16 protein-coding genes are annotated in these 13,654 nt (G+C 70.2%); 5 read left to right on the top strand and 11 right to left on the bottom strand.

Annotated features, from left to right (window positions below; all coding sequences use genetic code 11):
* The first annotated feature begins 226 nt into the window (after positions 1-226).
* On the top strand, positions 227-1,663 hold the full coding sequence (locus ACQG07_RS14455; protein WP_426738616.1) for a glucose-6-phosphate dehydrogenase: 1,437 nt from the start codon (positions 227-229) through the stop codon (positions 1,661-1,663).
* Positions 1,664-1,747: 84 nt separating this feature from the next.
* On the opposite strand, the gene ACQG07_RS14460 is transcribed toward ACQG07_RS14455, so the two are convergent.
* Together ACQG07_RS14460 and ACQG07_RS14465 are read right to left on the bottom strand one after the other, a co-directional pair.
* Entirely contained in the window at positions 1,748-2,929 is a 1,182-nt protein-coding gene (locus tag ACQG07_RS14460; RefSeq protein WP_411557449.1) for an alcohol dehydrogenase catalytic domain-containing protein, read from the bottom strand.
* Between the two features lie 90 nt (positions 2,930-3,019).
* Entirely contained in the window at positions 3,020-3,943 is a 924-nt protein-coding gene (locus ACQG07_RS14465; RefSeq protein ID WP_426738617.1) for a LysR family transcriptional regulator, read from the bottom strand.
* A gap of 72 nt (positions 3,944-4,015) precedes the next feature.
* Here ACQG07_RS14465 and ACQG07_RS14470 point away from each other — a divergent pair, with 72 nt between their 5' ends.
* Positions 4,016-4,954, top strand: a complete 939-nt coding sequence (locus ACQG07_RS14470; protein WP_426738618.1) for a DMT family transporter — start codon at positions 4,016-4,018, stop codon at positions 4,952-4,954.
* A gap of 6 nt (positions 4,955-4,960) precedes the next feature.
* Here ACQG07_RS14470 and ACQG07_RS14475 read toward each other — a convergent pair whose 3' ends face one another.
* From ACQG07_RS14475 to ACQG07_RS14490, 4 genes are read right to left on the bottom strand one after another with little or no spacing between them, the layout of a single operon-like run.
* Positions 4,961-5,344, bottom strand: a complete 384-nt coding sequence (locus tag ACQG07_RS14475) for a hypothetical protein (RefSeq protein ID WP_426738619.1) — start codon at positions 5,342-5,344, stop codon at positions 4,961-4,963.
* Complete coding sequence (locus ACQG07_RS14480; protein ID WP_079706159.1) at positions 5,344-5,961, bottom strand: hypothetical protein; 618 nt, start codon at positions 5,959-5,961, stop codon at positions 5,344-5,346. Before ACQG07_RS14480 ends, ACQG07_RS14475 begins: the two co-directional genes overlap by 1 nt.
* The gene (locus ACQG07_RS14485; protein ID WP_079704557.1) at positions 5,958-6,509 is read right to left on the bottom strand and encodes an RNA polymerase sigma factor; all 552 of its coding nucleotides are present in this window, start codon (positions 6,507-6,509) and stop codon (positions 5,958-5,960) included. The genes ACQG07_RS14480 and ACQG07_RS14485 overlap by 4 nt, the downstream gene beginning before the upstream one ends.
* Before the next feature lie 7 nt (positions 6,510-6,516).
* Positions 6,517-6,819: a hypothetical protein gene (locus tag ACQG07_RS14490; protein ID WP_079704558.1), complete on the bottom strand. Its 303-nt coding sequence runs from the start codon at positions 6,817-6,819 to the stop codon at positions 6,517-6,519.
* Positions 6,820-6,950: 131 nt separating this feature from the next.
* Between ACQG07_RS14490 and ACQG07_RS14495 the strand changes: the two genes are divergently transcribed.
* On the top strand, positions 6,951-7,472 hold the full coding sequence (locus tag ACQG07_RS14495; RefSeq protein WP_411557453.1) for a MarR family winged helix-turn-helix transcriptional regulator: 522 nt from the start codon (positions 6,951-6,953) through the stop codon (positions 7,470-7,472).
* A 284-nt stretch (positions 7,473-7,756) separates the two neighbouring features.
* Here ACQG07_RS14495 and ACQG07_RS14500 read toward each other — a convergent pair whose 3' ends face one another.
* Entirely contained in the window at positions 7,757-8,113 is a 357-nt protein-coding gene (locus tag ACQG07_RS14500; RefSeq protein ID WP_426738620.1) for a hypothetical protein, read from the bottom strand.
* Positions 8,114-8,175: 62 nt separating this feature from the next.
* On the bottom strand, positions 8,176-8,490 hold the full coding sequence (locus ACQG07_RS14505) for an ArsR/SmtB family transcription factor (protein WP_426738621.1): 315 nt from the start codon (positions 8,488-8,490) through the stop codon (positions 8,176-8,178).
* 83 nt (positions 8,491-8,573) lie between these two features.
* Here ACQG07_RS14505 and ACQG07_RS14510 point away from each other — a divergent pair, with 83 nt between their 5' ends.
* Positions 8,574-9,809 (top strand): MFS transporter, encoded by a 1,236-nt coding sequence (locus ACQG07_RS14510; protein ID WP_274499029.1) that lies wholly within the window; start codon positions 8,574-8,576, stop codon positions 9,807-9,809.
* 22 nt (positions 9,810-9,831) lie between these two features.
* Here ACQG07_RS14510 and ACQG07_RS14515 read toward each other — a convergent pair whose 3' ends face one another.
* On the bottom strand, positions 9,832-10,323 hold the full coding sequence (locus ACQG07_RS14515) for an Lrp/AsnC family transcriptional regulator (protein ID WP_426738622.1): 492 nt from the start codon (positions 10,321-10,323) through the stop codon (positions 9,832-9,834).
* A gap of 91 nt (positions 10,324-10,414) precedes the next feature.
* Between ACQG07_RS14515 and ACQG07_RS14520 the strand changes: the two genes are divergently transcribed.
* Positions 10,415-11,083, top strand: coding sequence for a YitT family protein (locus ACQG07_RS14520; RefSeq protein WP_426738623.1), 669 nt, complete (start codon positions 10,415-10,417; stop codon positions 11,081-11,083).
* A gap of 78 nt (positions 11,084-11,161) precedes the next feature.
* Here the strand turns inward: ACQG07_RS14520 and ACQG07_RS14525 are convergent, their stop codons facing one another.
* Together ACQG07_RS14525 and ACQG07_RS14530 are read right to left on the bottom strand one after the other, a co-directional pair.
* Entirely contained in the window at positions 11,162-12,388 is a 1,227-nt protein-coding gene (locus ACQG07_RS14525) for a pyridoxal phosphate-dependent aminotransferase (RefSeq protein WP_056009747.1), read from the bottom strand.
* A gap of 82 nt (positions 12,389-12,470) precedes the next feature.
* Entirely contained in the window at positions 12,471-13,544 is a 1,074-nt protein-coding gene (locus ACQG07_RS14530; protein ID WP_426738624.1) for a hypothetical protein, read from the bottom strand.
* Between the last annotated feature and the right edge of the window lie 110 nt (positions 13,545-13,654).

Genomic DNA, 13,654 nt, shown 5'->3' on the forward strand with positions numbered 1-13,654 from the left:
GAGGTCGGCTCAGTGACCGAGGTCGGCTCGGTGAGCGGGGCGCCCGTTCCCTGAGCCTGTCGAAGGGCCTACGGGGAGTCGTTCTGTAGCTGTGGACGTGTGCTCGGGGGCACTTCGACAAGCTCAGTGACCGAAGTTAGCTCAGTGACCGAAGTTGGCTCAGTGACCGGGGCGCGGGCGTGCGCAACCCCAGGACGATCGGCCGGCTCTCGGTCAGGATGGAACCATGAGCGACCAGTCCGACACCACCACCCAGCCCGATCCCGACACCGTACCCGGCATCCCGGACGCGGAGTCGCTGGAACCGACGAAGCGCACCATCGCGATCCTCGGCGCCAACGGCGACCTGGCCAAGCGGCTCCTGATCCCCGGCCTCGGCGAGGTCGTCGACGCCGCCCGCGACATTTCGCTGCAGATCATCGGTGCCGCCCGCACGCCGCAGCCGAACGAGGAGTGGCGTGCGACCGTCCGCGCCAGCCTCGAGGACGCCGGCATCGGCGCCCGGGTCGTCGACGCGCTGGTGTCGACGACGGAGTTCATCCCGACCGACGCCTCCGACCCCGACGAACTGCGTGCACTGCTCGACGCCTGCACCGGCTCGCCGATCCTCTACATCGCGCTCCCACCGTCCGCCGGGCGCAAGGTCGCCGAGGCGCTCGCACAGATCGACCTGCCCGACGACCTCCTCATCGCCATCGAGAAGCCTTTCGGTGACGACCTCGCCGACGCCCAGGCGCTCAACGCGGCGCTCGCCGAGGTCGTGCCGGAGGAGCGTCTGTGGCGCATCGACCACTTCCTCGGCAACGCGACCGTCCTCGGGATGCTCGGCCTCCGCTTCGGCAACCGACTCCTCGAGGCGGGCTGGAACGCGGATCAGATCGAGAAGGTGGAGATCTTCTACGACGAGGAGCTGGGGCTCGAGGGTCGTGCGGCGTTCTACGACCAGACCGGCGCGCTGCGCGACATGCTGCAGAGCCACCTGCTGATGGTCCTCGCCCTCACGACGATGGAGCGGCCGGACGCGGTGACGCCGACCGACGTCCACGACCGCATCGCCGAGGTCCTTGGCGCCGTCCGCCTGTGGAAGGACGATCCGTCGACCGCCCGTCGCGCCCGCTACACCGAGGGCCGGGTCGGCGACCGGCTCTTCCCCTCCTATGTGGACGAGTCCGACGTCGACGCCTCCCGCGAGACGGAGACGCTCGCACAGCTCCTGCTCCAGGTCGACACCCCGCGCTGGCAGGGGGTGCCGTTCGTCCTGCGCTCCGGCAAGGGCATCGGTGACCCGCGCCGCGAGGTCGCCGTGCACTTCCGCCGCTCGGCTGCGCCGACCGGACTGGACGCTCCCGACGGACACTCCGACACCGTCCTCCGCATGTCGCTCAAGGGCGGTGCGGTGCACCTCGACCTCATCGTGACCGGAGCCGATGACGTCGACGGCCTGCGCCGGGTCGAGCTCGAGGCCGATCCCGGAGCTGCGACCCTCAGCGCCTACGCGCAGGTGCTCGCCGGCCTCCTGCAGGAGAACACGCTGCTGTCGGTGCGCGGCGACATCGCCGAGCAGTGCTGGCGCATCGTCACCCCGGTCGTCACCGCCTGGGCCGCGGGCGAGACGCCGCTCGAGGAGTACGAGGCGGGGAGTGCCGGTCCGACGGACTGGTGACCGGGTCCCGACGCACTGCTGACCGCCTGACACGAAACGACCCGCGCCGAATGATCGGCGCGGGTCGTTTCGTGCAGCGGGCGGTTACGCCGACGGCTTCAGGACGACCTTGATGCAGCCGTCCTCCTTCTTCTGGAAGGTCTCGTACATCGCCGGTGCCTCGGCGAGCGGCACCCGGTGGGTCGCGAGGTCGAGCACGCCGAGCGGGTCGGTGCTGTCCTCGACGAGGGGGAGCAGCGTCGGGATCCAGCGGGCGACGTTGCACTGACCCATCCTGAGCGACACCTGCTTGTCGAACATCGACTTCATCGGCATGATGTCCGCCTCACCGGCGTAGACGCCGCTCAGGGACACGACGCCGCCACGGCGGACGAGCTCGAGCGCGGTGTGCAGGGCGGCGAGCCGGTCGATGCCGGCGTGCTCCATGGCCGGTCGCGCGATCGCGTCGGGCAGCACGCCGACGGCCGTCTGTGCCGCAGCCGCGATCGGTGACCCGTGGGCCTCCATGCCGACGGCGTCGACGACCCCGTCCGGGCCGCGTCCGCCGGTGGCGTCGCGGAGCTCCGCGACCACGTCGTCCGAGAGGTCGAGCGCACGGATGCCGTAGCGCTCGGCGAGGGCACGGCGCTCCGGCACCGGGTCCACGGCGAAGACCTCGAGACCGCGGTGCTTGGCGATGCGAGCCGCGAGCTGGCCGACCGGGCCCAGGCCGAGCACGGTGATCGAGCCGCCGTCCGACACCCCGGCGTACTCGACGCCCTGCCAGGCGGTCGGGAGGATGTCGCTCAGGTAGAGGTAGGACTCGTCGGGCAGGTCACGACCGACGACGATGCAGTTCGCGTCGGCGAGCCGCACCTGCAGGAACTCGGCCTGTCCGCCCGGCACCTGCCCGTAGAGCTTCGTGTAGCCGTAGAGGGAGGCGCCGCTGCCGTGCTCGGTGACCTGGGTCGTCTCGCACTGCGACTGCAGCCCGTTGCGACACATGAAGCACTCGCCGCACGCGATGGTGAACGGGATGACGACCCGGTCGCCGACCGCGACGCGGGTGACCTCCGAGCCGACGGCTTCGACGACACCCATCGTCTCGTGGCCGAGGACGTCGCCGCGGTCGAGGAACGGGCCGAACAGTTCGTAGAGGTGGAGGTCGGAGCCGCAGATGGCTGCCGAGGTGACACGGATGATCGCATCGGTGGGGGCGGTGATCGCGGGGTCCGGGACGGTCTCGACCGACACCGAACGGCGACCCTGGTACGTGAGTGCGCGCATGGATGCTCCTTCGTCGTTGTCCTTCCACCCTGCGCCTCCTGGACGTCGGGCGACTGGGGGTGGACGTCTCGTCGGAGGGCTGATACGAGCTCAGCGTGCTGCGTCGGCGGCCACGCGCTGGAGGCTGGCGAGCACCGACCGGACCGCGGATCGCGCCATCGCCTCCGGTCTCGCCAGGACGTCGACGTGCCGGACGAGGACCGCGCCGGCGACCGGTCGGAGGACCATGCCGTCGACGGCCAAGGGTGCCGCCGTGGTGCGCGGCATGACGGCGATCGCCGCCCCCGTGCGGACGACCTGGGCGGCGACCGAGAACTCGTTGATACGGTGGTCGATCCGCGGCGCCCCGCCGCTCAGTGCGCCCAGGTGATGGAGGACGCCGGCGAGCGGGAAGCCCTCGTGCGTGGAGATCCAGCGTTCGTCGCGCAGATCCTCCGGTCGCAGCTCCGACCGCGCCGCGAGCGGATGCGCCTCGTGCATCGCGATGTCGAGGGGTTCGACGAGCAGCGGCGTCACGACGAGGCGGTCGAGCGGCCACGCCGGTTCGTTCGGGAGGCGGTGGGCGATGACGAGGTCATAGTCCGCAGTGAGCCCGGCGAACCGGTCCTGCGCGACGTCGGCGTCGGCGAGGATGAGGCGCGGAACCGGACCGGTCGCATCGACTCCGGGAATGGGGCCGCTCGCGAGCAGCGGTCCGAAGAACGCCAGCCCCGCGCTGTGGAACGCGGAGACGCTCACGGGGCGCTGCTCGTGTTGGAGGAAGGAGTCCACGGCGTCCCTCGCCTCGGCGAGTGCCTCCTCGACGCGCGCGCCGGCGACGGCCAGGGCTTCGCCGGCCTCGGTGAGGACGAGGCGGCGCCCGTGCTTCTCGGTGAGCGGCACCGGCATGGTGGCCTGCAGCGCGGCGAGCTGCTGCGACACGGCCGAGGCGCTGACGTGCATGGCTGCGGCGACCGCGGCGACGCTGCCACGGTCGCCGAGTTCGCGGAGGAGGCGGAGGCGCGCGGGATCCATAAGCTTTTCCTTCATCGTCGATCCAGACACTGCCTGTTGTTCTGTCGTGTCCGTCTCCAGGAGAGTAGCGGCATGGCCCGCCGCGCACCCTCCGAACTCATCGTCGACGTGCTGCTCGTCGGGGTCGCGGCGGTGTGGGGCGCCAGCTTCCTCGCGGCGAAGGACCTCGCCGCCGTCACCGGTGTGCCGGCCGCGGTCGCCCTGCGCTTCCTGGTGGCGGTGATCGCCATCGGGCTCATCTGTCTCGTGCGACGGGAGCGGCTCCCTCGCGGACGGGGCCTGCTGATCGCGGCGGCACTCGGTTGCTCGCAGGCCGCGATCATCGGCCTCGAGACGTGGGGCGTGCACCTGACCTCGGCGACGAACGCCGGGCTGCTCATCAGCCTCGCGCTCGTCATGACGCCCGTGCTCGACGGTGTCGCGTCGCGGTCCTGGCTCCCGAGGTCCTACTTCGTCGCCGCGGTCGCAGCCGTGGTCGGTGTCGCGCTGCTCGTGTCGGACGGCGGTCTCCGCGCACCCACCGTGGGCGACGCGCTCGTGATCGCCGCCGCCGTCGTCCGTGCGGTGCACGTGACGTCGAGTGCGCACCTGACGCGAGGTCGAACCGACAGTACGCTCGGCGTCGTCTTCGTCCAGATGCTCGTGTGCGCCGGGGTGTTCAGCCTCATCACCGGTGACGGGCTCGCGGCAGCTGTCACGCGGCTCGATCTGCGTGGCTGGCTGGACGTGCTGTTCCTCGGTCTGCTGTGTTCCGTGTTCGCGTTCGTCGTCCAGCTGTGGGCGGTGCGGCGGACTTCGGCCTCGCGCGCGAGCATCCTCATGGGGACCGAACCCGTCTGGGCGCTCCTCGTCGGCGTGCTCATCGCGGGGGAGGTGATCGGCCCGCTGGGTACGCTCGGTGCGGCGCTGATCATCGTGGCGAGCTATGTCGGCCAGGCGATCGAACGCCGCCACCGCGCGCGGACGACCGGCACGGCACCCACGGTGCAGCAGGAGCCGGCGCCTGTCTGACGGGGTCTACGGTGTGGTCGCCGCGCCCGTGAGCGGCGTTCCCAGCGGTGCTGCGTCCTCGATCCGGCACACGCGGACGTCGATCTCATGGATCGGCGTCCCCGCCATCGACGTCGCGAGCACCCCGCGGATCGCATCGCCGACGAGACGGAGGGTCGCCGGGACCGGAGCCCCGTCGGTCACGCCGATGGTCACGCCGATCGTCAGCGCGCCGTCGGCTCCGCGACCGACGGCCACCTTCGTCGGCTTGTCGTCGTCACGCCAGACCGCGTCGGCGACGGTCCGCAGGACCGCACGGATCGGCGACCCGGACGCGTAGACCGTCGTGACCCCCGGTGTCGCAGCGACGACGGCGGTGAGCTGCTGCGAGAGTGCGGCATCGGTGTCCATCACGAGTCCTCCGGCCGGGCGACGCGCTGCGTGTGGATGTCGATGATCGTGACGTCGACGGCGACCACGTTGAGCTCGGTGTGCGTGGCCAGTTCCGCGACGACGCGATCCCGGATGAGCTGCGACAGCCGTTCGAGGTTGTTGCCGAATGCGGCCGAGGCGGTGATCGCCACCGTGATGGGCGCGTCCAGGGTCGTCACATCGCCGTCGAGCCGGACCCGACCGACGATGACCCCGCCGACGCTGTCGCCCACCCCGCGGATCAGGGTGCGGACGGAGCCCTCCGTGATACGGAGGTGCACCTCGGGGTCCGGGTGCCTGAGTGGGATGTCCCGCCCGGCGTGCGCCTCGAGTGAGATGTTCTGAAGGACCGCGTGCATCCAGGAGCGGTCCTGCTCGGAGTGCGTCGCCGCCTCCGACTTGAGCAGCGCCCAGGTCTGGGTGCGCAGCCGGAGCAGGGCGTCGAGGGCGAGTTGGCAACCGGGGGAGGCTTCGATGTCGGGGTCGAGGGGCTCACGGCCGCTGTCGAGGTAGTCGGAGAGCTCGTCGATGGTGTGCCCGTCGAGGTCGGCGCCGGCCAGGCCGTCGAGCATGGACTCGTGGTCGTCGTCGTTCATCGCCACACCTCCATCTCCCGCAGGACGGTCTGTCTGGCTCGCGCGAGCTGACCGCGCACCGTCGACGTCGGGACCCCGAGCGACTCGGCGATCTCGACGTACGACAGCCCGCCCGTCTCCTTGAGCATCCAGCACTCGCGCTGCATGGCGGGCAGTCGGTCGAGGACCGAGGCGAGTGCGCTCATCTGCATGCGCACCTCGACGACCCGTTCGGGGGACTGATGGGACGGGGCGGGGGCATTCCAATCCTCGATCTCGCTGTGTTCGCGGCGGCGTCTGATGCGGTCGATCGCCCGGTTCGAGACCATGCGCATCAGCCAGGACTTCACCGCGTTCGGGTCGTTCAGCCGGTCCAGCTGGCCCCACGCCTGGATGAGGACGTCCTGCACGACGTCCTCCGCCTCCGACTGGTTGCCCAGCACGCGGACGGCGTAGGCGCGCATGAGCGAACCGTGCCGGAAGACGAGGACCTCGAAGGCGGTGGCGTCTCCGTCGGCGGCGCGCTCGGCGAGGATGCCGTCCGGGAGCACCTCGAGCGAGCGCTTCACGGAGTGGTTAGAGGACGGCGAACGCGGTGAAGGCGACGGCGGTCGCGGACACGATCGCGGACGCGGCGACAGCGGCGACGTACGGAAACTGGAGCGTCTTCGCCGGGCCGTTCTCCACCGCCTCCTTGGCGCGGAGCAGGGAGACGAAGACCCCGAGGTCCTTGCCGGTGCTCGAGGCGGCGACGAAGCGGCCGTCCCGGAACTCGACCATGCCGGCGTACTCACCGTCGACCGAGGCGACCCAGAGGGTCGCGTCCGGCTCGGCCCAGGAGACCGTGGTCCCCGTGCCTCGCTCCAACACCGTGCTCATGACTGCTCCTTGCTCAACGTTCGTGTTGTTAGAGAATCTAGCTATTCATGCGTCTGCATGTACCCCACTTGACATCGCGATCCGGACTCCGCTAGACAATCTCGTTACGAGAACCACTACTGTTGGACTTCATGACCGCCCAAGCCGTTGACGCGCAGCACTACTGGTACGAACAGGATGAGCACGAGCGCGGCCGCCGCATGCTCGAGGCCATGCGTCTGTACCGTGCCGCCGAGGCCGCGATGCGTCGTCGGACCCGCGACGAGATGCACATGGGCGAGAACGACCTCCTCGCGCTGCGGTTCATGCTGCGCGCCAAGCAGGAGCGCCGTCTGGTCAGCCCCACGGATCTGGGCGCCTACCTCGGCATCAAGACCTCATCGGTCACGGTCATGCTCGACCGCCTGGAGGCGGCGGGTCACGTCGTCCGTCGGCCGAGCGAGACCGACCGTCGCCGCGTCACCGTCTCGACCACCGACTTCGCCGACTCGGAGGTCCGCAAGACCCTGAGCCACATGCACCACCGCATGATGGAGGCGACCACCGGGATCGAACCGGAGATCGCTGCGGGCATCGTCGACTTCCTCGACCGCATGCGCGAGGCCGTCGACTCGATCGACCGCACCGAGCCCGAGGGGCAGCCGCAGCACTGAGCCGCGGCTCTGAGGCGTCGATGGGCCGGGAGGCCACTCGGTCTTCCCCACCTGGTCTGAGGGGAGACAGCGAGGCGGGCCGCACGGTCTGATCCGTGTGGCCCGCCTCCGAATGTCTTCGACGATTTCGACTGCGCGCTGCGGGCCCTCCAGGCGCCGCTCGAGCCGACTCTCAGAAGTCCCCGACCTTCGATGATCCGATGGTAATCGAGCACGTGTCGGACGGCCGATGCTTGAACGGTCGGATCGCTTGTGCTACTCGGGATCGTGCTGGTGGCGGTGCCTCAGTTGTCGGCGGACAGCTCCGGGTAGTCGGTCTCCGGCATGAGCTCGAGCCCCGCCGGCGTGTAGGTGCGGTCGAGCATGGCCTGCAACCAGGTGCGGTTGAGTGCGACCGGGCGTGAGCCGGTGAACCGGAAGACGATGGGGACGCCGGTCTCGATCCAGATGGCGTAGCGGCCCGAGCCGTGTGCGGGGTCGATCGTCCAGGAGAGGAGGAACGCCTCGCCCTTGCGGAGCTTGGAGACGACGACCATCTGCACATGGGCGAGGGTCCGATCCTCGAGTTCGAGTGCTTCGTTCCCGTACCGCAGCGTTCCCATGTTCCCCAGCCGCCTGTCGTCGTCTGCGCGGTCGATCACCGCGCCGACAATTCTGGCAGCTCCCGTCGATGCGGCGCGAATGCCAGGGGCGGGATTGCTGGTCAGTCGGCGTCGAGGACGGCGTCGAGCAGACCCGGGAACCGGGTGTCGAGGTCGTCACGCCGCAGGGTGAGCGTGCGGTGGCGACCGTTCGGCTCGTTCCGGATGACGCCGGCCTCGCGAAGCACCTTCATGAGGTGGGACTTCGTCGACTTCGGGATCGTGGGGTCGAGGGCGGTGCAGTTCGCGGCGTCCATCGGTCCGTCCCGGAGCTGCCGCACCATCTCGAGTCGGTCCGGATCGCTGAGCGCGAAGAGGACGGCCGGCAGCTCGATCGCCTCGCGGTCGGGGTGCGTGAGATCGGCTGGTGTGGGCATGGTTCGATAATAGTTGAACAATGAGCGGAAAGCGCGTATCGTCCAATCGTTCGACATTTTTGGAACCGAAGGATGCCCGCCCCGTGCAGACGACGACCCCGTCACCCCCGACCCGACCCGTGCCCACCGCGGCTGACGGCGCGCCCGTGCTGCCGCGCCGTCGCTTCGGTTTCGTCCTCGCGGGGCTCGGCAGCACACTCATGCTCGCCGGTGCCAGCGCTCCGTCACCGTTCTACCCGGAGCTCCAGGAGCGGCTCGGCATCGGCCCGATCGGCGTCACCATCGCCTTCTCGGCCTACGCGCTCGCCCTGCTGGTCGCGCTCCTCACGATCGGCTCGGTCTCGGACCACCTCGGACGCCGCCCGGTGATCACCGCCGGGTTCATCGTGCTCGCCGCGAGCATGCTGCTCCTCTGGCACGTCGACTCCGGAGCGCTGCTGTACCTCGCCCGCGTGCTCCAAGGGCTCGCCAGTGGAGCGCTGCTCTCGACCCTGTCGGCGACCATCATCGATCTGGCCCCGCCCGAGCGGCCACGAGCGGCGACCCTGCTGAACGCCATCGCCCCGATGATCGGTCTCGCCTCCGGCACGATCCTCGCGGGCGTCCTGCTGCAGACGGTCGCCGACCCGTCGAGCTGGACGTTCCTACCGCTGGCGATCGCCTATCTGCTCATCGCGGCGTCCATCTGGATCGTGCCGGAGACCGCAGCCCGCACCCCCGGGTGGGCGCGCGCCATCCGTCCTCGCGCCGCCGTGCCGGTCGACGCTCGACGGCTCTTCGTCGTGAGCATCCCGATCGTGCTCGGTGGATGGGCGACCGGCGGGCTGTTCCTCTCCCTCGGGCCGAGCATCATGCACACGGAGCTCGGCGTGGACGGCCAGCTCGGAGGGGCACTCCTCATCGGGCTGCTGCCGGCCGCTGGGGCCGTCGCGGCCGCGGTGCTCCACCGTCGCCGACCCGTCGTCGCGGCCGTCTACGGGGCGTCCGCGCTGTCCGCCGGTACCGTGCTCCTGCTCGTCGCCCTGATCCTCGGGTCGCTCCCGGTCGCAGTGGTCGCCGTCGTGATCGCCGGAACCGGGTTCGGCACGGCGTTCATGGGCACGATCGCCTCGCTCGTCCCGCTCGCGCCGGCCGACGAACGCGCTGAGCTCTTCGCCGCGCTGTACATCGTCGCGTACCTGTCCTTCGGCGTGCCGGCCGTCATCGCCGGCCTGCTCGCCTCGGCCATCGGGCTCCACGCCACGGTGCTCGGTTACGGCACGGTCGTCGCGATCGCCGCGGGCACGGCCGCCGTGGTGCGCGCCCGGTCAGCGCGCTGACGGTTCGAGCCCGCTGACGACGTCAGCGCGCTGACGGCCCCTCGGCGAGGCGGTCGAGAAGGCTCGACGATCGGTACGGGATGACCTCGATCAGGGAGACCTTGGTGTTCGTCCGGACCACGCCGGGGGCAGCGAGGAGGACGCCCGCGATGCGGTGCAGGTCCTCCGTGTCGTGTGCCACGACCTTCGCGAAGAGGTCGGCGTCGCCGGTGGTCGCGTGCACCTCGACGATCTCCGGGATCGACTCGAGAGCCGCATAGGCCTCGGTCGCGAGGTCCTGACGGATGGAGATCTCGATGAAGGCGGTGAGGGGGTAGCCCAGCGCCGACAGTCGCACCCGGCGACTCGGGGCGCCGAGTGCGCCGCTCGTCTCGAGTCGACGCAGACGGGCGTGGACGGTGTTCCTCGCGACGCCGAGGGTGCGTGCAAGGGCGAGTGCCGTCATGGACGGGTCGTCGTCGAGCGCGGTCAGGATGCGCGCGTCGAGATTGTCGATGGTCGCAGGATGAGGCATGTTGCTCACTCTCGGGCTGGGAATCGAGCACGATGACCACTGCACTCTACTCGTGTTGCGCAGGACGACGAGCTGACGCATCGTTGGCGGAATGAACACCCAGCAGCCGAGCGCCGCGACGTCGAGCGCGCAGCAGGCTCCCTCCACGCCTACCCCGGCACCGTCTCCGGTCCGACACGGGGTGGTCGAGGACATCCTCGGGCTGCTCGTCGGCGTCACCGTGGTGTCGTTCGGCCTCTTCATCCTGAAGGCCGGTTCGGCGGTGACCGGCGGGACGGCCGGCCTGTCGCTCCTCGTCAGCTACCTCGCGCCCGTCCCGTTCCCGGTGCTGTTCATCGCGATCAACCTGCCGTTCTTCCTGCTCGCGATCCGCGGCAAGGGCTGGGTGTTCACGCTGCGGAGCGGCGGCGCGATCGTGCTCGTGTCCGTCCTGTCCGGGGTGCACCCGCTGTTCCTGCCGGTCGGGCACATCGACCCGTTCTACGCGGCCGTCGTCGGCAACGTGCTCTGCGGCGTCGGCATCCTCATCCTGTTCCGACACCGAGCCAGTCTCGGTGGGTTCAACATCGTCGCGCTGATCCTCCAGGACCGGTTCGGCATCCGCGCGGGCTACGTGCTCATGGCCGTCGACACCGTGGTGGTGCTCGTGTCACTCGTCGCCGTGCCGCCGCTCAACGTGCTCGTCTCGGCGCTCGGTGCGGTCCTGCTGAACCTCATCCTCGCGCTCAACCACCGGCCGGGCCGCTACCTCGGCGTCTAGGGCAGGAGATCCGCCCGGCAGCAGGACGTGCTGCTCGACAACATCCTGCTACCGCGCTGATGTCCTGCTGTCGCGCGCCTACTGCTTGTAGGACGACAGGAAGTTCCCGAGCCGCTCGATCGCGTCCGTCAGCACGCGCTCCTCGGGCAGGGTCACGACCCGCAGGTGGTCGGGGTCCGGCCAGTTGAAGCCCGTGCCCTGGACGAGCAGGATGTGCTCCGCCACGAGCAGATCGTGGACGAGCTGCTCGTCGTCGTGGATCTCGTGGACCTCGGGGTCGAGGCGCGGGAAGGCGTAGAGCGCCCCCATCGGCTTGGTGCACGAGACGCCCGGGATGGAGTTGAGGCCGGCCCAGGTGGCGTCGCGCTGCTCGAGCAGACGGCCGCTCGGTGCGATGAGGGCGTCGATCGACTGCACACCGGAAAGCGCCGCCTGCACGGCATGCTGCGCAGGCACGTTCGGGCACAGACGCGTGGACGCCAGGAGGGTGATGCCCTCGAGGAAGCCGCGCGCGTGGTCGCGGGGCCCCGTGATGACGAGCCAGCCGGACCGGTAGCCGGCGACGCGGTACGTCTTCGACAGGCCGTTGAACGTCAGGCAGAGGAGGTCGGGGGCGACGGTCGCCATCGGGATGTGGACCGCGTCGTCGTACAGGATGCGGTCGTAGATCTCGTCGGCGAGCAGGAGGAGCCCGTGTTCACGCGCGACGCCGGCGATCTGCTCCAGCACCTCACGGGAGTACACCGCGCCCGTGGGGTTGTTCGGGTTGATGACGACGATCGCCTTGGTGTTCGGCGTGATCTTGGAGCGGATGTCCTCGATGTCGGGCGCCCAGTCCGCCTCCTCATCGCAGCGGTAGTGCACCGGCGTGCCACCCGCGAGGCTCGTCATCGCGGTCCACAGCGGGTAGTCGGGCGCGGGGATGAGGACCTCGTCGCCGTCGTCGAGGAGGGCCTGCATCGTCATCGTGATGAGTTCGGAGACGCCGTTGCCGAGGAACACCCACTCCGGATCGACCCGGGGGAACCCCTCCATCTCCTCGTAGCGGTAGGAGACGGCCTGACGCGCGGAGAGGATGCCGCGGCTGTCGCTGTACCCGTGGGAGTGGGGGAGTGCGGCGATCATGTCGCGCACGATCTGGTGCGGTGCCTCGAAGTCGAAGATCGCGGGGTTGCCGGTGTTGAGCTTCAGGATGCGGTGCCCGTCGGCCTCGAGACGCACGGCCTCGACGAGGGCCTTCCCCCGGATCTCATAGAGGACGCTTTTCAGCTTGGAGGATTGGTCGAGGGTGCGGCGGGTGGTCATCCCCACAGGCTACTGCGGGGATGTGAACGCACGACAATGCCGATTCAGGGATCGCGGCTCCCACGGTCGGTCGGCTCCGGTGTCAGACGGCAAGGGCCTCGAGGCGGGCGAGGAGCACCGGACGAGGAGGCCGCGCCGTGCGGACGACGTCGAGCGCGGTCCGGCCGTCAGCGAGGACGACGGCCGGGTCGAGGCCAGGCGCGGCGAGGAGCACGTCGTACAGCGGTTCGAGTCGGTTCTCGGGGAAGTTGCCCTGCCCGGCGAGTGCGGTCAGCGGGACACCGTTCGCCGGTGACGACGCGTTGACGTCGGCACCCGCGGTGATGAGTGCGCCGAGCACCCGGGCGTCCTGTTCGGCGTCCCGCGCGCCGGAGCGGTCGAGCGCGAGGTGGAGGACGCTGTCGCCCTCGGCGGTGCGTAGGGCGACGTCGGCACCGTCGGCCAGCAGCTGCGGGACGAACGTGGAGCGGACGGTGAGGCCGGGATTGCGCAGGACGGCGTGGAGCAGGCTGTCGCCGTTCTCGTCGACCGCGGACGCGAGGCCTGGGGTGTAGACGGCTCGGAGCTCGTCGAGGTTCTGCCAGGTCGCCGTGCGGGTCACCGCCTCGGCGGCGGGGGCGAGTCCGGCCGCATCGAGATACGCCGTCACCAGGTCGAACAGCTGCGGCCGCCGGAAGCGACTCGAGCGCGCGCGGTCGAGCACCGAGTGCCCGTGCGGGTCGGGCGCGAGGAGCTCGAGGCCCGGCTGGTCGAAGAACGCACGGTAGTAGGGTTCGAGCTCCGCTTCGGACAGCTTCGGGTGGTCGACCTCCTCCACCGGGCGGCGCTGGTGTCGTCCGGCAGGCCGGTTCACGTCGGCACCGGCGGCGATGAGGCGACGGACGAGCGGAGGGTCGACCTCGGGGTCCCGGGCGCGCTGCGCCAGCAGGACGTGCAGCAGCGTGTACCCCTCGTCGAGGACGACCGTCGCATCCGCCCCGTCGTCAAGGAGCCGCCCGGCGATGAACGCGCGCGTCGCCGGATCCTGGTTGGACATCGCCTCGGCCAACAGCGGCAGCCCGGTCGAATCGGTGTACGAGGGCCAGGTCTCGGGGTCGTAGGCCGCCTCGAAGTCCTCGATGCTCGCACGCTTCAACCAGTAGGGCCGGACCACCATCGTGACATCCTCCGATCGGGCGGCACCGGCGGAATGGGCCGCGCCCACCAGCCTAGGCGGACGCCCCGCGCGCTGTCCGGCTGGATGCCCGCTGTCAACGTCGGGGACAC

It is taken from the genome of Plantibacter sp. 2H11-2, assembly GCF_050031945.1.
Taxonomy (GTDB): domain Bacteria; phylum Actinomycetota; class Actinomycetes; order Actinomycetales; family Microbacteriaceae; genus Plantibacter; species Plantibacter auratus.

Bases quoted from the DNA above. Each gene is read 5' to 3' on its own strand.
- ACQG07_RS14455 (WP_426738616.1), top strand. From the start codon at position 227: ATGAGCGACCAGTCCGACACCACCACCCAGCCCGATCCCGACACCGTA.
- ACQG07_RS14460 (WP_411557449.1), bottom strand. From the start codon at position 2,929: ATGCGCGCACTCACGTACCAGGGTCGCCGTTCGGTGTCGGTCGAGACC.
- ACQG07_RS14465 (WP_426738617.1), bottom strand. From the start codon at position 3,943: ATGGATCCCGCGCGCCTCCGCCTCCTCCGCGAACTCGGCGACCGTGGC.
- ACQG07_RS14470 (WP_426738618.1), top strand. From the start codon at position 4,016: ATGGCCCGCCGCGCACCCTCCGAACTCATCGTCGACGTGCTGCTCGTC.
- ACQG07_RS14475 (WP_426738619.1), bottom strand. From the start codon at position 5,344: ATGGACACCGATGCCGCACTCTCGCAGCAGCTCACCGCCGTCGTCGCT.
- ACQG07_RS14480 (WP_079706159.1), bottom strand. From the start codon at position 5,961: ATGAACGACGACGACCACGAGTCCATGCTCGACGGCCTGGCCGGCGCC.
- ACQG07_RS14490 (WP_079704558.1), bottom strand. From the start codon at position 6,819: ATGAGCACGGTGTTGGAGCGAGGCACGGGGACCACGGTCTCCTGGGCC.
- ACQG07_RS14495 (WP_411557453.1), top strand. From the start codon at position 6,951: ATGACCGCCCAAGCCGTTGACGCGCAGCACTACTGGTACGAACAGGAT.
- ACQG07_RS14505 (WP_426738621.1), bottom strand. From the start codon at position 8,490: ATGCCCACACCAGCCGATCTCACGCACCCCGACCGCGAGGCGATCGAG.
- ACQG07_RS14515 (WP_426738622.1), bottom strand. From the start codon at position 10,323: ATGCCTCATCCTGCGACCATCGACAATCTCGACGCGCGCATCCTGACC.
- ACQG07_RS14520 (WP_426738623.1), top strand. From the start codon at position 10,415: ATGAACACCCAGCAGCCGAGCGCCGCGACGTCGAGCGCGCAGCAGGCT.
- ACQG07_RS14525 (WP_056009747.1), bottom strand. From the start codon at position 12,388: ATGACCACCCGCCGCACCCTCGACCAATCCTCCAAGCTGAAAAGCGTC.
- ACQG07_RS14530 (WP_426738624.1), bottom strand. From the start codon at position 13,544: ATGGTGGTCCGGCCCTACTGGTTGAAGCGTGCGAGCATCGAGGACTTC.